This is a genomic window from Ruegeria sp. AB10, from assembly GCF_056542745.1.
In genome coordinates, this window is record NZ_JBQGAI010000011.1 from 86,711 (window position 1) to 105,990 (window position 19,280).

14 protein-coding genes are annotated in these 19,280 nt (G+C 61.1%); 5 read left to right on the forward strand and 9 right to left on the reverse strand.

Annotated elements, in window-relative coordinates:
* Positions 1 to 17 precede the first annotated feature (17 nt).
* The 5 genes from ACR0NT_RS17060 to ACR0NT_RS17080 all read right to left on the reverse strand — a co-directional run bounded on the left by ACR0NT_RS17060 (position 18) and on the right by ACR0NT_RS17080 (position 4,724).
* Positions 18 to 1,685: a sulfatase-like hydrolase/transferase gene (locus ACR0NT_RS17060; protein ID WP_170674611.1), complete on the reverse strand. Its 1,668-nt coding sequence runs from the start codon at positions 1,683 to 1,685 to the stop codon at positions 18 to 20.
* Positions 1,686 to 1,887: 202 nt separating this feature from the next.
* Positions 1,888 to 3,117, reverse strand: a complete 1,230-nt coding sequence (sstT, locus tag ACR0NT_RS17065; protein WP_480443418.1) for a serine/threonine transporter SstT — start codon at positions 3,115 to 3,117, stop codon at positions 1,888 to 1,890.
* 148 nt (positions 3,118 to 3,265) lie between these two features.
* Positions 3,266 to 3,784, reverse strand: coding sequence for a hypothetical protein (locus tag ACR0NT_RS17070; RefSeq protein ID WP_170447754.1), 519 nt, complete (start codon positions 3,782 to 3,784; stop codon positions 3,266 to 3,268).
* A 39-nt stretch (positions 3,785 to 3,823) separates the two neighbouring features.
* Positions 3,824 to 4,291 carry a cysteine hydrolase family protein gene (locus ACR0NT_RS17075; protein WP_170674613.1) on the reverse strand — a complete coding sequence of 156 codons (468 nt, stop codon included), beginning with the start codon at positions 4,289 to 4,291 and terminating at the stop codon, positions 3,824 to 3,826.
* A gap of 19 nt (positions 4,292 to 4,310) precedes the next feature.
* Positions 4,311 to 4,724, reverse strand: coding sequence for a VOC family protein (locus tag ACR0NT_RS17080; RefSeq protein ID WP_170674615.1), 414 nt, complete (start codon positions 4,722 to 4,724; stop codon positions 4,311 to 4,313).
* 182 nt (positions 4,725 to 4,906) lie between these two features.
* On the opposite strand from ACR0NT_RS17080, the gene ACR0NT_RS17085 reads away from it, so the two are divergent.
* The 5 genes from ACR0NT_RS17085 (at position 4,907) to ACR0NT_RS17105 (ending at position 14,785) form a co-directional block, all read left to right on the forward strand.
* Entirely contained in the window at positions 4,907 to 6,004 is a 1,098-nt protein-coding gene (locus ACR0NT_RS17085) for an efflux RND transporter periplasmic adaptor subunit (RefSeq protein WP_170674617.1), read from the forward strand.
* A 6-nt stretch (positions 6,005 to 6,010) separates the two neighbouring features.
* Positions 6,011 to 9,139 (forward strand): efflux RND transporter permease subunit, encoded by a 3,129-nt coding sequence (locus ACR0NT_RS17090; RefSeq protein ID WP_170674619.1) that lies wholly within the window; start codon positions 6,011 to 6,013, stop codon positions 9,137 to 9,139.
* Between the two features lie 69 nt (positions 9,140 to 9,208).
* Entirely contained in the window at positions 9,209 to 11,014 is a 1,806-nt protein-coding gene (locus ACR0NT_RS17095) for a BCCT family transporter (protein ID WP_170447781.1), read from the forward strand.
* A 139-nt stretch (positions 11,015 to 11,153) separates the two neighbouring features.
* Complete coding sequence (locus tag ACR0NT_RS17100) at positions 11,154 to 13,217, forward strand: oxidoreductase (protein WP_170674621.1); 2,064 nt, start codon at positions 11,154 to 11,156, stop codon at positions 13,215 to 13,217.
* Positions 13,214 to 14,785 carry a trimethylamine methyltransferase family protein gene (locus ACR0NT_RS17105; RefSeq protein ID WP_170674626.1) on the forward strand — a complete coding sequence of 524 codons (1,572 nt, stop codon included), beginning with the start codon at positions 13,214 to 13,216 and terminating at the stop codon, positions 14,783 to 14,785. The genes ACR0NT_RS17100 and ACR0NT_RS17105 overlap by 4 nt, the downstream gene beginning before the upstream one ends.
* Before the next feature lie 19 nt (positions 14,786 to 14,804).
* On the opposite strand, the gene ACR0NT_RS17110 is transcribed toward ACR0NT_RS17105, so the two are convergent.
* From ACR0NT_RS17110 to ACR0NT_RS17125, 4 genes are all read right to left on the reverse strand, one after another.
* Positions 14,805 to 15,779: a sensor histidine kinase gene (locus ACR0NT_RS17110; RefSeq protein ID WP_170674628.1), complete on the reverse strand. Its 975-nt coding sequence runs from the start codon at positions 15,777 to 15,779 to the stop codon at positions 14,805 to 14,807.
* A complete protein-coding gene (locus ACR0NT_RS17115; RefSeq protein WP_170674631.1) occupies positions 15,776 to 16,453 on the reverse strand; it encodes a response regulator transcription factor in 678 nt (225 codons plus the stop codon). The genes ACR0NT_RS17110 and ACR0NT_RS17115 overlap by 4 nt, the downstream gene beginning before the upstream one ends.
* Positions 16,450 to 18,015, reverse strand: coding sequence for a DUF4153 domain-containing protein (locus ACR0NT_RS17120; protein WP_170674633.1), 1,566 nt, complete (start codon positions 18,013 to 18,015; stop codon positions 16,450 to 16,452). The genes ACR0NT_RS17115 and ACR0NT_RS17120 overlap by 4 nt, the downstream gene beginning before the upstream one ends.
* 105 nt (positions 18,016 to 18,120) lie before the next feature.
* Positions 18,121 to 19,116 (reverse strand): helix-turn-helix domain-containing protein, encoded by a 996-nt coding sequence (locus ACR0NT_RS17125; protein WP_170447774.1) that lies wholly within the window; start codon positions 19,114 to 19,116, stop codon positions 18,121 to 18,123.
* Between the last annotated feature and the right edge of the window lie 164 nt (positions 19,117 to 19,280).

Sequence of the window (19,280 nt, forward strand, 5' to 3'; positions counted from 1 at the left end):
ACCTCCTGATCCGGTTTTTATTGCTGCGGTGAGGCGCGTTTGATCATGAACGCCTCGACCGCCTGTTGAGTTTCGGGGCGGATGTTCTCGATCCCCTCATAGGGCACGCCATAGGCGGGGGTGGTGTCGGGGAATTTCTCTTTGCGCGCCATGTGGCGGCCCAGAATCCGTGCAAATTCCTGTCCGCCCCATGCGCCGACCTCGGTCGAGACCGAATATTCTTCACGCGTGTCCCGGTAGAGGTCAAAGAACTTTGCCAGAATTGCGCTTTCGCCGGGTCCGGGCAGTTTCAGCTTAAGCTGGTCTTTCACGATCGCCTCGGGTTTGTTCACCGAATAGACGATGACGTGGTCGCGCCGTGCCTTGGTTTCATCTGCGAACAGCAGGGCAGCGGACTGATCCACGCCATCTACCAGCCGGTCGCGCGGGATGTACTGATCCGCTCCGGCAAAGCGTGACAATGTCGTGTAAAGGTCCGAGACATGGATGATGCTGTTCAACAGCCCGTCGGCCTCGATCATGCCGGGCCAGCGGATGAAGGCGTCGACGCGGATGCCGCCTTCGGTCGTGTCGCCCTTGCCGCCCGCGTAGATCAGGGGCGTGAACCCCGATTGCGGCGCGTATTTGGTGAAATGGCCATTGTCCCCCATGACGACAACCACGGTGTTGTCCACCAGCCCCAGATCGTCCATCCGCGCGAACAGATCGCCCAGCCATTCATCCAACAGCTGCATCTTGTCCACGTAGAGACCACCGTTTACGCTTTCCGGTCCAGAGCGCCCCGCGCGGGTGTTATCCAGCGGGATCATCGGCCAGTATTGCAGGAAGAACGGCGTGTCTCCGCCCGCGAGACGGTCCAGTTCCTGCAGCGTCTTGTCCTGAAAGGCCTGGTTCATCTCGTCATATTTGGCGGCGTTCCAGCGCTCGCCGGGTTCCATGCGAATTTCGCGGATCGGGCTGCCGGTTTCGCCCTCGATCACGGTCATCATCGCGGCTGAGTCCGGACGGAACCAGCCGTCCAGCGTGTATTTTTGATCATAGTCCCGGATCGCGACCGCGACCTGTTCCTTGATCGCATCGTCGTTGAAGATGGTCAGCTGGCCTTGCTGATGGATGGCGTGCTGGGCGTAATCAAAGCCCTGATTCATGGCCCAGCTTTCGGCGATGTCGCCCATATGCCACTTGCCCACATGGCTGGTGGCATATCCAGCCTGTTTCAGTACTTCGGCCAGCGTCACCTCGTCCCCAGGCAAGCCAAAGCCGGCAATATCGACGGTGGTGTCGCCCATGCCCATCCGCACCGGCAGCCTCCCCGTCATCTGCGCCACACGGGTCGGCGTACAGGAGGGTTCGGTATACATCCGCACCATCCGCATGGCCTGATCCGAGAAGTCGTTGATGTTTGGTGTCTCGTATCCCCGCACGGCGTTCAACTCGGGGATGCCCATGTCGCCGAACCCCATGTCGTCAATCAGCACACTGACGATGTTCGGAGGCCTGCCCCCGTTGCTGTCGCGAAACGCAGCCAAAGCCTCATTGACGGCGGCGTCATCCTGTGCCCATTGCTCACCATGTTGGGCCTGAAGAATATAAAACTCCGCGTCGTGTTGAATGGGATTTTCCTGTGCCACAGCCGGTACAGCCGCAAGGCCCGTCGAAAGCGCAATCAACCAGTTCAATTTCATTTTATGTTCCCCCCCTTGTCAGACGCACCTTGCTGCCGACGCCGCAGGGTGACCTCACATTGAAACATTATGATATTTGCGCCAAGAATTCTACGGACCTGCATTTCTGCCGATTTCCAGGAATGTTGCGGTGCAGCGCAGGGGTCACAGCCGCGCAGTCAAGCCGCGCGGCTGTGGGAAGGTTTAGGGGCGGAGAGGTCGCTTAAGCGGCGACTTCTTCCATCGGCAGTTTACGTGGGTACGGATCACCGCGCTTGTACGAACCAGCTGCGGTGAACAGAACATCGGTGGACGAGTTCAGACCGGTTTCCGCGGAATCCTGCAGGACGCCGATGATAAAGCCGATGCTGACCACCTGCATTGCGGTTGCGTTGTCGATGCCGAACAGGCTGGCCGCCATCGGGATCAGCAACAGAGACCCTCCGGCCACGCCCGAGGCCCCGGTTGCGGCAATCGATGCGATGACGCTCAGGAACAGGGCTGACAGGAAATCGACCTGAATACCCATGGTGTGCACGGTTGCCAGCGTCATCACCGTGATGGTGATCGCGGCACCGGCCATGTTGATCGTGGCGCCAATGGGAATGGTGACCGAGTAGGTCTCCTCATCCAGATTCATGCGGCGGCACAGTTCCATGTTGACCGGAATGTTGGCGGCCGAGCTGCGCATGAAGAACGCGGTGATGCCGGATTCTCTGAGGCAGGTGAAGACCAGCGGATAGGGGTTCTTGCGGATGCGCAGGAACACGATCAGCGGGTTCACGACCAGCGCCATGAAAGCCATACATCCAATCAAGACCAACAGCAGGTGACCATAACTGGCAAGCGTTTCAAAGCCGGTCTCGGCAATGGTCGAGGCCACGATGCCAAAGATACCGATGGGGGCCACGCGGATGATGGCAGCCACGATCTTGGTGATCGCGCCATCCAGATCCGACATCAGCGTTTTGGTCGAGTCGCTTGCATGGCGGAACACCAGCCCAAGGCCGACGGCCCAGGCCAGAATGCCGATATAGTTGGCCTGCGCCAGCGCATTCACCGGGTTGTCCACGATTTTCAGCAGGATGTTCTTTACCACTTCGGCCAGACCGTCCGGGGCATCCATCAGGTGGGGGGTTCCAGTCAGATGCAGAGTGACCGGGAACATGAAGCTGGCCACCACCGCAATCAGTGCGGCCGCGAAAGTGCCGAGAATATACAGCAGAACCACAGGCCCCATGCGGGCCTGGCTATCTTTCTTGTGGTTGGTGATTGCTGCGCAGACCAGGATCAGCACCAGCACGGGCGCGACGGCTTTCAGCGCGTCGACAAAGAAGTCACCCAGCAGACCGGCAGCCGAGCCAGCGGCAGGCCAGAAGGTGGCAAGAAGGGCACCGGCCACAAGGCCGATGATGATCTGAGTAACCAGGCTACCGCGTAGAATAAAATTCATCGGGACCATCCTGTTTGACTGGGGCCTGCCGGGGATTGGATGCTCCGGATCAGGCGCGGTTAAGTTGCAAGATTGGGCGCTATATGGGCACTTTGGATCCAATTTAAACATCTGGACTTAACAAATAGGTCCAGGTTGGGTTTTACGCTTACCGTTCGGGCGCCTCACATGGTCTGACTTTGAGGGTGTCCGTGGACACCCGTTTGAGGCTCCATGTGCAGGTTTGAACAGTCAGGCCGGGAAGGTTTGGCACCTGATCCGAGGCCCAGACACTGGTAACGGAAAAGCTGAACGGCGTATCCGTGGCGGCGGGGAACAACCGGGCGAGTTCCTTTGATGGAAAGGTGCCGCCGCAGGATTCAAAATACCCGCTGACCAGCTTACCATCAGGCGCCAGAGCAACCGAACCGGTATAAAGGGAATACTCGGCCCCAAGCTCTTGTTTGTCGGTGTAAAGCAGGTCGATGGAAATGCGGTCCCCGTCCTGAACAATTCCGGCGCGCATCGGGTCGGACCAGCTTGACGGCACGCCGCCGGTGGTGCTGTCGCAGGCATACATGCCCTCATACTGGCCGGTCAGTGAAAAGCTTTCTGCATGCGCTGGTGCGAGACCACCGGCCAGAACAAGGGAAATGGCCGTAGTTACAGGAATGTATTTCGAGGTCATAATGGGCTTTCCTCTCCAATGCGGACAGGGATTGCGCCGTCACAAAATATCCGAGTGCTTCTCAATCACCTGGCCAAAATGATGCCGCCAGAGGTCCACGCCCAACGCGCCGCTGCGATCCAGCGAAGATCCGACGACCGTATCCGCAATTATGGCCGGTTGCAGGCCCGCGTCAAACAGGGCGAATCCCGCAGCCAGAACGCAGGTATCGGCCTGAATGCCGCAGACCAGAACCCGGTCAACCTTCCAGGCGTGGAACTGGTCGATCACCTCCGGAGGTGGGCCGTAACCGTATTTCAGCACGGTGCGGTCGGCCTGAACAAGGCTGTCATCGACCGATCGGGGCTTCCATCCCAGTTGCCGAAAAAAGGGAACTTTCGCCTCGTCATGGCGTTCGACCGTGGCGATGGACGGGAAATGCGACGCCAGTAACTGGCTGCGCTCGATCAACCAATCCGGCGGATCAAAGCTGGGTTGAACATCGACAACCAGTACGGCCTGTTTCAATACGTGCCTCCGACGTTATTCATACCGCCTGATGGACCTCGATGATATTGCCCTCGGGGTCGTGGAAGAACAGCTGGTGCCATTCTTTGGCGAAGGCGGTGCCATAGTCCGAATAGGGAATGCCGTTGTCGTCCAGCAGTGTCTTGAACGCCTCAATATCGTCGGTGCGAAAGGCGATATGGCCGCGTTCGACCGGGTTGATCGTCTCGCCATGTTTGAACGCGACGTCGAGGTTTCTTTCGGCCAGATGCATCTGCATCCCGCCATCGGTCGCGAACCGGATCTTGCCGCCGTAGCCTTTGTCGTCGGTCTCGTCGGGGCGAGGGAAGTTCTCAATCGGGATATCATCCAGCCCAAGGACCTGCGTGTAGAACCGGTGCAGCCGGTCGACATCCTCGGACACAAAGTTGATGTGGTGGAATTCGAGCTTCATGCGGGGTCGGCCCTTTTGGTTGGTGCGCGGCGCCAGAAAATCGCAAGAACCGGCAACTGGCAAGCCCTGCGTCAAAGGGTTTGATATGGCAGGAAAATGCGCAAGTGGACGCGCCCAGAAAACCGTTGCGCCAGTGCGGGGATGCGAGGATAGTTAAGGTATTACAAGCTCCCGAGGGTCTCATGAAACCTTCTGCCCTGTTTGTTTGCGCATTGATCCCCCTGTTTCTGCCCGACCCGGCAGCGGCCCAGTCCGACGCGGCGCCCAGTGTGATAGTCGCTCAGGTGAAGCTGCAGGACCTGCGGAAACAGGATCAGTTTGTCGGTCGTGTCGTGGCGGATCAAAGCGTTGATCTGCAGGCCCGGGTCGAGGGGTTTTTGGAAGAGGTCAGCTTTACCGAAGGTGGAACGGTTGCCAAAGGTGACATGCTGTTCCGGATCGAGAAGAAGAAATACGCGGCCAGTGCGGCCAGCGCGCAAGCGGCGCTGAAAAGTGCGCAGGCCAGTGCGCAGTTGGACAAGGCTGCGTTGGCCCGGCAGCAGGAGTTATTCGACAAGGGCGATATTCCACAGGCTGTTCTGGACACGGCTTTGGCGACCTACGCCGCAGGACAGGCCGCTGTGGATGAGGCGCAGGCCGATCTGAAGATAGCGCAGATTGATCTGGACTACACCGAAATCCTCAGCCCGCTTGACGGACGTATCGGGTTGTCGACAGTGGATGCGGGTAATCTGGTGGGCTCGGATACCGGCGTTCTGGCAACCGTCACCAGCGTTGATCCTATTCTGGTCAGCTTTTACGTCAGTGAGCCGGTTCTGCTGCGCGAACGGCGCAAAGGGCGGATCACGCCGGGTGACATCAAGCTGACGACAGACATCAAGCTGGCGGATGGTGAGACCTATCCCACCCCCGGCAAAGTGATCTTTGTCGGCGACAGCGTCAGTCAGGACACCGACACGATTGAGCTGCGCGCCAGTTTCGCCAACCCTGACGGATTGCTGATCCCCGGTCAGTTTGTGACCGTCAGCCTGACGGGGTCCGAAGACCCCAAGGTGCTGACCGTGCCGCGCAATGCGGTGCAGTTCGACAAACAGGGGTATTTTGTGTTCGCGGTCGACGGCGACAGCAAGGTCCACCGGAAGGATATCGAGATCGGCACCCAGACCGCGACCCGCACGCAGGTCACATCCGGGCTGTCCGAGGGCGACCGGGTGGTGGTTCAGGGGCTTCAGAAAATACATGACGGGCTGGTCGTGAAAGCGGTCGACAGTCAGGGATAGGCCGGTTTGATCGCGCGCTATTTCATTAACAGGCCGCATTTCGCTGCTGTCATCGCAATCCTCATGGTGCTGTTTGGTGCGGTCTGCGTGCGTCTGATCCCAATCACCGAATACCCCCACATCACGCCGCCGCAAATCTACGTCGATACCTCTTACCCGGGGGCGGACGCGCAGGTCATTCTGGAATCCGTCGCCACCCCCATCGAAGAACGCGTGAACGGCATTCCGGGCATGTTGTCCCTGTCCTCCAAAAGCTCGAATAGCGGCAGCTATATGCTGAACGTGTCCTTTGAGCTGGGTACCGATCCCGACGTGGCGGCTGTTGAGGTGCAGAACCGTATCGCGCTGGCCAGTTCCGAATTGCCCTCGGCTGTGTTGCAGCAGGGGGTCGAGGTGACCAAGCGGTCGGGCAACATGATCATGGTGATCAACCTGACCTCGCCCGACGGATCGCGGGATGAGCTGTACCTGAGCAATTTCGCCGCCGATTTCCTGCATGACCCGCTGCAGAGGCTGCCGGGCGTGGGTTCTGTGTCGCAATTCGGTCAGTTGGAATACAGCATGCGGGTCTGGATCAACCCGGTCCGCATGGCGGCGTTGAACATCACCGCTGCCGAGGTGGCCGACGCGATCAAGGATCAAAACGTTATCGCCGCCGCCGGTCAGGTCGGGGCGCCCCCTTTTGCCGACGGGCAGACGGATTTCCAGTTCAAATTACGCGCCGAAGGCCTGCTGCGCGAGGCCGAGGAGTTCGGGCGGATCATCGTCGCCTCGGACCCCAGCGGATCTGTCACCCGGCTGGAGGATATCGCCCGGATCGAGTTGGGCGCGGCGACCTATTCCGGATCGACCAAGCTGAACGGCAAGGACTCGGCCACTGTTGCGGTTTATCAGGAAAGCACCGCCAACGCGCTTGAGATATCCGACACCCTGAGCGCGCTGCTGAGGGAGTTGTCGGCGAAGTTCCCCGAAGGTGTCTCGTACGAGATCACCTATGACGTCACTGACGCGGTGCGCGTGTCGATCCGCGATATCATGACCACGCTGGCCCTGACGGCGGGGTTGGTGATCGGCGTGACCTTCCTGTTTCTGGCCAGCCTGCGCGCCACCATTGTTCCAGCCATTGCCATACCGGTGTCGCTGCTGGGCGCGGTAGCGCTGATCTATGCCATCGGGTTCAGCGCCAACATGATCACCCTGTTCGCGTTGGTTCTGGCGATTACGCTGGTGGTGGATGACGCGATCATCATTATCGAAAACGCAGAACGTATCCTGCGGGACGAGGGGTTGGAGCCACGCGTGGCAACGCTGAAGGCGATGTCGCAGGTCAACCGGCCGATCATCGCCACGACCTTTGTTCTGGCGGCCGTGTTTGTTCCGGTGTGCTTTTTCCCCGGCGTGACAGGCACGATCTATTTCCAGTTCGCGCTGACGATCATCTTTGCCTTTGTCCTGTCGGCCGTGAACGCTTTGACCTTGGCCCCTGTGCTCTGCGCGATGATGCTGAGGACCGACAGCAAACCCATCGGGCCGCTGGCCGTTGTACCAACAGTGATCGTGTGGGTGCGGCGTCAGTACCTGCGCCTTGTGTCGCTGATGCTGCGCTATATGGCGGTGTCGTTGCTTGTGTTTGCCGGTGCTGTGGGTCTGACGATGTACCTGTTCAAAACCGTCCCCACCGGCCTGATCCCGCAGGAGGATAACGGCGTTCTGATGGCGTCGATGGAGCTGCCCGACGGGGCCTCGCTGCAACGCACGCAGGCGTTCATGGACAAGGCGGGCGCGCTGATCGAACAGACACCGGGGGTCGAGGACATCACCGTTGTCTCCGGCCATTCCATGCTGGCCGGGGGGCGCTCGAACGCGGGCATGGTCATCGTCACGCTGACCCCTTGGGATCAGCGCACCAGCCCGGATCAGCAATGGTCCGCGATCATGCACAACCTTGAACATCATCTGGCCGCGCTGCCCGAAGGGGTGTCCTACGTCTTTCCGTTCCCCACCATTCACGGGTTGGGCTCGACCGGGGGGATTTCGGTTGAACTGCTGGATCTAAGCAACGGTGATGGGGCGCAGTTGGATGCGGTGATGAACGGTTTTGTCACCGCCCTGAACGCCGCGCCCGAATTTTCCCGCGCGCATGGCAATTTCTCGGCCCAAAGCCCGCAATTCAAACTGTCCGTCGACCGCGACCGGGCCGAGACGCTGGGCGTCAGCGTGGCCGATATCTTCACCGCGTTGCAGGCCAATCTCAGCTCGTATTTCGTGGACAACTTCATCCTGAACGAACGTGTCTATTGGGTGGTGATCTCGGCCGATGCCGAATTCCGCCAGACGCTGGACGATGTGGACAACATCTATGTCAAAAACAGCGCCGGAGAGTCTCTACCCCTGCGCAACTTTGTCAGCAACGAACCGGTTCTCGCGCCGGATACGGTGCCGCGCTACAACCTGTTCACGGCGGCTTCGGTCAGTGCGCAGCTGGCGGATGGGGTCAGTTCCGGAGACGGCATCATCGCCATGCAGGCGATTGCCGACAACACCCTGCCGGATGGCTTCCGGATCGACTGGTCTGGCGTCACGCAGCAAGAGGTAAAAGCGCAGGGGCTTGTCCCTTACATCATGCTGTCGGCACTGGTGCTGGCCTACCTGTTTCTTGTGGTGCTGTATGAAAGCTGGATTCTGCCGTTTTCTATCATCACCTCGGCTGTCTTTGCGCTGTTGGGCGCGCTGATCCCGTTGGTGATGCTGCCGTTTCTGAACAGCAATATCTTTGCGCAGGTCGGGATGGTGCTGCTGATCGGGCTGGCGGCGAAAAAGGCGATCATGGTGGTCGAGTTTGCCAATCAGCAACGCGAAGGCGGCGCCAGCATCCGTGACGCGGCCCTGATAGCGGCGGAAATCCGGTTCCGGCCCGTCACCATGACCGGCCTGTGTTTCATCGTGGGCGTTCTGCCTCTGGTGTTGTCCAGCGGGGCAGGGGCGGCAGCGCGGGTTTCTGTCGGTTATCCGGTTTTGTTCGGTATGATCCTCGACAGTACGCTGGGGCTGCTGATGATTCCGGTGCTGTATGCAGCGTTCCAGAGCCTGCGCGAATGGTTGGTCACTCTGGGACCGGTTCGCCGCAAGACCTGAAAATTGTTGCAGTATTGCAGGGTTTGCCGGATGCTGAACGGCACCGGAACCGAGGCGGGCCCAAGCAAGATGTCGCTGCAAGACCCCTTTACGGACCTGAAAATCGAACGGCAAGACAGCGGGTTTTACAAGGGCTACAACCTGCCGATTGCGCTGGTCAGCAAGATCGCCGTGTCGCTGCTGGTGCTTTGGGCGCTGGTCTGGCCGCTCAGCGCCAATGACACCCTGCGGTCGTGGAAATCGGGGCTGCTGAGCGAGTTCAACATTTTCTACGATCTGTCGGTCGCACTGTTTGCCTTTTTTCTGATCGTCATAGCGATCATTCCGGCAACCGGTCGGATGCGGTTGGGGGGTGATGACGAACGGCCGGAATTCACCAACTTCTCATGGTTTTCGATGATGTTCGGGGCAGGGCTGGGTGTCGGCCTGATGGTCTATGCCACCGCCGAACCGCTGGGCCTGTGGGAAACCAATCCGCTGACCGTTTCGGGCGAGGTCGAAGCCAAAAGCCAAGAGGCGATCACGGGGGCCTATCGATACACGTTCCTGCACACCGGGTTTCACGCCTGGGCGATCTATGTGGTGACGGGGCTGAGCCTGGCCTATTACGCCTATACTCGCGATATGCCGTTGACGATCCGCACCGCGCTGACGCCTTTGCTGGGGGAATATTCCAACGGTGTGGCGGGGCATGTGATCGACATTCTGGGCGTTGTGGCCACGATCCTCGGGGTGGCAGTGACCATCGGCTACGGGGTGTCGCAGCTGGTGGATGGGGCGTTTCTGATCACCAGCGCGGACTGGTTGATGGACGGGGTGATGAAACCCTCCACCGCAGGTCTGATCGTGGCGCTTGCGACTGTGATGGTGATGTCGACCCTGTCGGCGGTCTCGGGTGTGGGGCGCGGGGTGAAATACCTGTCGAACCTCAATCTGATCCTGTCGCTGGTCCTGCTGGCGGTGTTTATCGTCTTTGGCTCATTTGCCTTTGCACTGACGACCTATGGGCAGGCATTGGTGGATTACATCATCAATTTCGTCCCGCTCAGCCTGCAGGCCTATGGCCCGATGTCCGAGGCCGAGTTTGCCTCGGCCCTGCCCCCCGAGGCCGCCCCTTTCGTGGCCGAACTGTTTCCCGCTGCAACCGACGCTTGGGGCACGCGCGACAGTTTTCTGGCCGGGCTGAGCGGTGAAACAGCCGCCTTGCCTGACACCGCGAAACATGCCGCTTATGAGGCCGGAACACCGGGGCGGTTGTTCGGCTGGCAATCGGGTTGGACCACGTTCTACTGGGCATGGTGGATCGCCTTTTCCCCTTTTGTCGGGCTTTTTCTGGCGCGCATCTCACGCGGGCGCACGGTGCGCGAGTTCATCCTGGGCGCAGTGATCGCGCCGTCGCTGGTCTGTTTCGCGTGGATGACCATTCTGGGCGGTTCGGCCATTGATCTTGAACTGAACGGAGACGCCAATGGCGCGATCCTGTCGGCCTCGACCACGGCCACATTGTTCGTGACCCTCAGCCAGATGATCTCGGGCCATATGCTGGTGATCGTCAGCTTTATGTGCGTGGTGCTGACGATGACCTTTCTGGTGACCTCGGCGGATTCCGGAATTCTGGTGATGAACACGATCATGTCCGGCGGGGCCGAGGAAACCGGGGTCACGCATCGCATCCTGTGGGGCGGCCTGCTGACACTGGTGATCGGGACATTGTTGATTGCGGGCGGCGGAGGGCTTGAGGCGCTGACCAATTCGATGATCATCGGCGCGCTGCCCTTCAGTGTCGTCCTGCTGCTGATGTGTGTCGCGCTGGCCAAGGCCATGATCAACGACCTGCGGCGTGCGCGCGATGATGAAAGCCCCTCGGAACGTTAAGCCCGTCTGAGGTTTTCTTAATCTATCCGCCGGGGCGCGCTTCATGAAGATTGCGTAACTTTGCATGGACTGCCCCATGCGGGGCGAAAGGATCGGAGGTCTCGGGCATTCCCGGAGAAACGTAGGAAAGGGGCGCGTCATGGCGGACGTTCAAAGTTACGCACCACTTTTTGAGCCCATTCGCCTGGGGCCCGTTACTGCGAAGAACCGCTTCTATCAGGTTCCCCATTGCACTGGGCTGGGCCATGTGCGCCCCCGGGCCGAGGCCGCCCTGCGTGGGATGAAGGCCGAAGGCGGCTGGGGCGTCGTTTCCACGCAAGAGACCGAGATCCACCCGACCTCGGACCTGGCCCCCTTTGCCGAGGGGCGTCTGTGGGATGCCCGCGATATCCCCGCGCTGCGGCTGATGACCGACGCGGTGCATGAACATGGTGCCTTGGCGGCTGTTCAACTGGTCCACAACGGCAGACATGCAACCAACCTGCTGTCCCGCGCGCCGGTACTTGCGCCCTCGGACATGGCGGTCTCTGCCTGCCAGCCGAAACAGGGTAGGGCGCTGGACAAGGCCGATATTCGCGCGCTGCGGCGCTGGCATCGTGAGACGGCCCTGCGCGCCAAAGAGGCCGGCTTCGATATCATCTACGTTTATGCTGGCCACGGGATGACTCTGGCCCAGCAGTTCATGTTGCCCCATCTGAATACGCGCAGCGACGAATATGGCGGATCGCTTGAAAACCGTGTGCGCCTGACCCGTGAACTGCTGGAAGACACCCGCGATGCCGTGGGTGACGCCTGTGCCGTGGCCTTCCGGTTCGGCATAGATGAGATGCTCGGCCCCGACGGGATGCAGGCGGCCGAGGAAGGCCGGGCCGTGGTCGAACTGCTGGCCGATCTGCCGGATATCTGGGACGTGAACGTCTCGGACTGGGCCAATGATTCCGCGACCACCCGGTTCCAGCCGCAGGACGGATATCAGAATGACTATCTGTCTTACGTCAAACAGGTGACCGACAAGCCGGTTGTGGGGGTCGGGCGGCTGACCTCGCCGGACATGATGCTGTCGATGCTGCGCAAGGGGATCGTGGACCTGATCGGCGCGGCCCGCCCGTCGATCGCCGACCCTTTCATCCCGCGCAAGATCGAAGAGGGCCGCATTGATGAAATCCGCGAATGCATCGGCTGCAACATCTGTGCCGCCTCGGACGGTTTGGGCATTCCGATCCGCTGCACGCAGAACCCGACCATCGGCGAGGAATGGCGGCGCGGCTGGCATCCCGAACGCATCGCCGCCCGGGGGCAGGCGACACAGACACTGGTCGTCGGTAGTGGCCCCGCCGGGCTGGAATGCGCCATGCAACTGGCGCGGCGCGGATACGAGGTCACTCTGGCTGAAGGCGCGATGGACTTTGGCGGGCGGGTGTTGCGGGAAAGCCGGTTGCCGGGGCTGGCCGCCTGGGGCCGGGTGGCCGATTACCGGCTGAACGACCTGCACCAGCGCGCCAATGTGCAGATGTTCGCGGAAAGCGCGCTGGATGCGGATCAGGTGATCGAACTGGGCATCGAACATGTGTTTCTGGCAACCGGAGCCGCATGGCGTGCCGACGGCATGGGGCGCAATACGCGCCGCGCACCGCCGCTGATCGACCCGTCGGCTTTTGTCTACACGCCTGACTACATCATGGCCGGGTCCGAGCCCGAGGGCCGGGTGGTGGTCTATGACGATGACCATATCTATCTGGCCGGAGTGATCGCCGAAAAGCTGGTGCAGCTGGGATGCGAGGTTGTCTTCGTGACCCCGGAAAGCACGGTGTCGAGTTTCTCGGCCTATACGTTGGAGCAACACCGCATTCAGGCGCGGCTGATCGAACTGGGCGTGGATATTCGCTGCAACCAAACATTGGGCCGCATTGCACCCGACTGTGTGACCACGGCCTGCGTCTATTCAGGGCGGGTGTCGCGGGTTGAATGTGCGGCGACCGTGCTGGTGACCGAACGGCAGCGCAACACCACCCTTTTTGATCAATTGCGGGGCAAGGGGCTGAAAACGCTTGAACTGATCGGGGATGCCGCCGCGCCGGGCCTGATTGCCGATGCGGTATTCGACGGCCACCGTGCCGCGCGTGACTTTGAGCGGCCCAAGGAGGCTGCCGAACAGGACTGGTTCCGCCGGGAAATCACCGATCTGCGAGAGGAGGCACCATGACCCAGACCATTGCTCCCAAAACCCGCCGTCGCGGCGGCGGCCGCGCGGCACGCATCGCGCAACAGCAGACCAGCACCGGAAACGAGGCGGTTCACGGCGGGCTGCCCGGTGGCCGCTATCGCCCTCTGTCTCAGGCCGATATGCAGGCCATCCATCACGCTGCCCTGACCGTGCTGGAGCAAACGGGACTTGCCGATCCGTTCCCGGAACTACTGGATCTGGTGCTGCCGAAAGGCGCGGTTCTGAGCGACCACAACCGCCTGTGCTTTCCGCGCGCGCTGACCGAAGATTTGCTGTCCAACGCCGCGCGGGAATACTATGTCCACGCGCGGGGTGAACGCGCGGGCAAGGATGATATGCACTGCACGGCGCAAAGCGTGTATTTCGCCAACTCCGGCACCGCCGTCACAACTTTTGACGCGCAGACCAAATCCTATCGCCCGTCCACGCTGTGCGATATCTACGATTTCACCCGGCTGGTCGATAAGCTGGACAATATCCACATGCTGGGGGCCACGGTGCTGGCCACCGATGTGACCGACGATTTCACCCATGACATGAACATGATCTACGCCATGCTGTCGGCCAGCCAGAAACCGGCCTGTCTGGCCTTCCGGAACCGCAGCCACATTCCGCAGGCCATCCGCATGTTCGATCTGGCCTCGGGCGGTGAGGGGTCGTTTCTGAAAAAGCCTTCGGTGGTGTTTGGGGGCTGTCCGATCGTGTCGCCCCTGCGCATAGGGCGCGAGAATATGGAGATCCTGATCGACACTGCCAAGCTGGGCCTGACCGTCGATCTGGCCGTCCCGCCGCAGGCCGGGGCCACCGCACCCGCGACACTGGCCGGAACGCTGGTTCAGGCGGTGGCGGAAACACTGGCCTGCGTCGCCATTGCCAACCTGATCACACCGGGCTGCCCGGTCAGCTTTGCGGCCTGGCCCTTCATCACCGATCTGCGCAGCGGGTCGTTTACCGGTGGCGGCGGCGAGCAGGCCTTGATCGGGGCCGCCGCCGTACAGATGGGCAATTTCTACGGCCTGCCGACCTCGGTCGGGGCGGGAATGACCGACGCCAAGCTACCCGATGCGCAATATGGGTTGGAAAAGGCGCTGACCTTTTCGCTGGCCGCCCATGCCGGGGCCAATCGGGTGTGCGAGTTCGGTGGTATGCTGGGCAGTCTGATGGGGTGCAGTTTCGAAAGCATGGTCATCGACGATGAGGCTGGCGGCATGATCCTGCGGTCCCTGCGCGGCATCGAGGTGACCGACGAAACCATGGCCGTTGACGTGATCCACAAATGCGCCATCGACCCGGGTCATTTTCTGGGCAACCCGCATACGCTGAGCTTTATGAACTCGGAATTCCTATACCCTCAGCTTATGGACCGCGAACGCACCGATACGTGGGAGAGCGGGGGCAAGGTCGATCTGTTGCAGCGTGCGCACGACAAGGCGCAGGCTATTCTGGGCGCGCATTTCCCCAACTATTTCGGGGCCGAGGACGCACGGGTGCGCGATGAATTCCCCATCGTGCTGAACGCGGAACAGATGCGAGGCCGCCGGAGTTAGGGCGCAAAACGGCCCCGGCCTATCTGAGCTCGAACCAGATCGAAAAGGCCGCGCCGTTGGTGGCGGGCAGCAGGGCAATATCTCCGCCATGCGCGCGCAGCGTGTTGCGGACGATGGCCAGCCCCATGCCGGTCCCGCCCTGATCGCGTTTCGTGGTGAAAAACGGGTCAAACACGCGGGCCGCGTTTCCGGCAGAGATGCCTTGCCCATCATCGCACACCGTCAGGGCAATCTGCGTCTCGTCTGGCGCGGCGGACAGTTTCACGACCTGCGCGCCATGCTCCGACGCGTTGCTCAGCAGTTGCCGCAGCACGACTTGCAGACCTTTGGGGCCAATCGGGATGGTCACATCACCACCGTCGATCCGCAGGTCGAGGCCGGGGAAGTCGCTGCTCAGCCCGTCCTGTAACTCGTTCAACGAGGTCACCCCGTCATGACGCGACTCGCGCGCGCGGGCGACCTGCCGCATGGCGTCGATCTGATGCTCCATCTGCACGCCCGCACTGGCGATCTGATCGACCAGACGCAGGTTCTCGGTCGAGAGGGATTCGTCATCGCGCAGCAGTTCCGTCGCTGCGCGGAGGGTCGCCACGGGGGTTTTCAGCTCATGCGTGACATGGTCCGAGAAACTGCGGATCGTTGTCTCGCGGTTGCGCAGGGTTTCGGCCATGTCGATGACGCTTTGGGCGGTTGTGCCAAGTTCACGGGTGCCGAACCGCGCAGGCGGCGACAGGGGGTCGGCGGGGTGCCGAACGACCTGAGTGGCAAACCGTTCCAGCGCAAAGATCGGCCGTAGCAACAGCCGGACCAGCAGCCAGCCCAGAACAGCGGTGGCAGCGGTTATGATCAGTGCCAGTAAAACGGCGGCATTCCGATAGCCCAGCTCCGGCCCCAGATAGCGAAACGCCACCAGCCCGGTCAGCGACAGCAGTAATGTGCCGCACAGGGCTCCACCCAGTACGAACCCAAGGCCCGGACGCCACTTGCGCCTCATTGCGCGGCGCCCTGAATGCGGATGCCGACGCCGTGCACGGTTTCGATCACGCCCGAGCAGCCCGCCTGCGCCAGCTTGCCCCGCAGGTTTCTGAGGTGGCTGTCCAACGTGCGGTCCGAAACCTGAGACAGTGCGCCCCAGACCGCCTGTATCAGCTGCGCCCGGCTGTGTACCTGGCTGGGACGCTCGATCAGCGTGGCCAGCAAGGTGAACTCGGTCGCGGTCAGCGGCACCGTGGCCTCATCCAGCCTGCAAATATGCGCGCCGGGGTCCAGCGTGATCCGACCATGGCTCAGGATCGCGTTAGGACGCTGCCCGGCCGAGCGTTTCAGGATTGCCCGCACCCGCGCCACAAGCTCTCGCGGGCTGAAGGGTTTGGTGACGTAATCATCGGCACCCATTTCCAGACCCAGTATCCGGTCAATCTCATCATCCCGTGCGGTCAGGAACAAGATTGGCACCTCGGACCGGGCGCGGATGCGGCGGCAGACCTCGAACCCGTCCATCTCGGGCAGGCCGATATCCAGCACGATCAGGTCCGGTGCTTCGCGGGTGGCGTGGGTCACCGCGATCTGGCCGTCGCTGGCGGTGACCACCTGAAATCCCGCCCGCTCCAGCGCCAGACTTACCAGCTCGCGCAGGCGGGGGTCATCGTCAACCAACAGGATTTTCATTGCGCCTCGCTTTGCGTGTTTGCTGCAAGATAGCCATTCACGCGCGCGGTGCGAAAGTCCCATTCGCGCCAGTTCGGATTGGTTGGGTCGGGATGCACACAACTTTGCGCCCAGTCCGGGATATGCGGGATCGGTTGCAGCGCCACCTGCGTCGATATCGTTTTGGCCGCGGTATGCCCAAGGCTGCACAGATAGAGCCAGTCTGTAGGGCTCGTGTTGTCCGAGTCCGACGCACGCGAGAGTGTATCCGTTGCAATCAGGGCTGCGAAATTGATGAATGCGCAGGTATAGAGCGTCCCCGCGCCCAGAGCGGCGACCCGCAGCATCAACCACGCCGAGGACCGGCCCCGCTGCACCTGCCATGCCACCATCGCCAGACCGATTGCGACCAGCCCCATCCAGATAACCGCATAAACGCGCAGATAGGTCAGGCCATAGGAGTCGATATACAGGTCCAGCCGGAACGCGGCCGACAGGGTCAGCAGCACGTTTTGCGCCAGCCACAGCAGCAGCAGGGATTTCAAGGCCGGGTTTTGTTCCGAAAACGGACGCGCCGCCAGCGCAAAACCTCCGGCCAGCAAGGCGGTCGCCAGCAGAGGGTAGGCGCCGCGGTGTGCATAGGTGGCATAGCTCATCCCGTCGGGCAGGGACGCGCCGCCGAACAGGATCGAGAAATCCAGTACGCTTTGCAGGACCAGCATGAGGTTGAACAGAACCAGCGCTCGAAAGACCGACCCGGCATTCAGAAAACGCGGAACATTCCAGCCGGGTAAGGTCAGCGCGGTCGCCTCGTCCGGAGCGGGGGCGGTCAGGACCGGCCAGATCAAAAGGGCCAGTCCGATCCAGAACATTGCACGTCGCAGCAGTACGAACAGATCGAAATCCACCCGAAACACTCGTACCAGCATATGTTCAAGCACGGGGTTCGCGCTGATCAGCAGGGCGCTGAGGACCATTACGCCGCCCAGCGGAAACGCCCAGTTGCGGAGGAACGTGCGTACCGAAGTTCCGCTGGAAGAGCTGTGAGAGGCGGCCCGAGTGCGCCAGTCCCGGATGTGGGCCGTTAAGGTCACGATACCGGCGGTCGGAAGACGCTTGATCAGACTCAGGACAGCGTTTGCCAGCCATGGCAGGCTTTCGCGTGTCTTGATCTCGGTCGGTATGCGCAGCAGGACCACAGCACAAAGCAGCCCGACGGTGAGGAAGATCAGCGACAGAAGCTGCACATGTTCCAGAACCGGCAGGGTGGCCAGCAGCAGCACTCCGGCAGAGGTCCACTGTTTGTTGCGGAGCGGGCTTTCGAAACTGACCGCCGCAAAGATACCCCATACAAAGAGGGCCAACGAAAGCCCGGGACAGTATCCCCAGAACAGAAAATCCCCCAGCAGAACAAGAAGGATCAATGCGGCAAATCGGGGAAATCGGTGGATATGGTCCAGTATGTTGCCCGGTGGTGCCGAAGGGGGCACCTGGTCAATCGATGGGCCGCTTTCGCTGGCCAGCCACCAGCCGTCATGGGCAAGCGACCGGGGCAATCCACGGATGATGAGTTCTTTGGGCATGTCGTTCTCCTGCTCGGGTTTCCCCAAGCGTGAACGCGCGGCCTGCAGATAATCCGCACCAGTTGTGCAGATTTCGTGCAGACATGCAGAAAACCGCCTTGTGCCCTAACGAGGTCGGCGATCCGATAATTCCCCGGCAAACCGCCGGTTTCGGACGTCTGTCGTGGTCAGGTTATACTGCGCCCGAAACGCCCGTCCCAAGGCAGCGGCGGATGAAAATCCGGTGGCCGTGGCAATCTCGGATTGCGGCATGTTGGTGTGTCGCAGCAGGCTGTGGGCACGCTCCAGCCGAAGCTCTCGATACGTGATCAGAAGCTTGACGCCTGTCTTGCCCAGAAACCGCCGCTGCAGCTGGCGGGTGGATGCGCCAACAGTCTGAGACAGATCTGAGATCTTCAACGGATCTTCAACATTTTCCAGCATTGCTCCGATCGCCTGCCGCACCATAGGATCGGCTCCGGACCGTTGGATCAGGCGGGCGGCAAGCTGGCTGGAACAGGTACGGTCCGGCTCGGTCAGGCCGATATAGCCGCGCAGGGTATCGGCCAGATGCTCGCCGTGATCCAGCGCCACGCAGTCGGCCAACAGCCGCAGCGCGCTCAGCTTGGTCGCGGCGCTGTGCACGCGGTTGTCGGGGGATCTATGCGTGCCTGTTTGGCAGTCAGCAAGGCCGATTTCCTGTGCCGCTGCCGCAAAGTTCGGGTGGATGGCGGCGGTTGTTTCACCGGCCCGCCCGGTCTGTGCCAACAACAGCACCGCCCCGCCGACCAGTATGGACCGCGACGCCAGGTTCAAAATCTGCGATATCCGGGCTTTGTCTGCCGCGCCGCAAGGCCAGGCTTTGTGGATGTCCCCCCAGAATATCGCCGTACGACCCGCCCAATGCAGAGGGTCGCCCGCAGCGCCTGCCGCAGCAGTGCGGACATTCACGACGTAGATGTGGTCTTCGACCAGATCGTTCAAAGCGTCGAAAAACTCGGCAATCATTTCAGCCGACGCTTTTGCCTTGGTATCATTCAGAAAAACGTCGATATACCGCGTTCGTTCAAACGCTCTGTTGGCCGGCCGTGCTTGGTCGTTTCCGAGGACATAATGTTTCATCGTTCCTCCACCTGCCATTCTTGGGGTCGTCCCCCGCCGGTTTCCCGGCGGGGGTGTTTTTTTACTCTGCTGCGTCTTTGTATGCGTCCATTGGAGGGCATGTGCAGACGAGGTTTCGGTCTCCGTATGCGTTGTCGACGCGGTTGACGGGGGACCAGTATTTG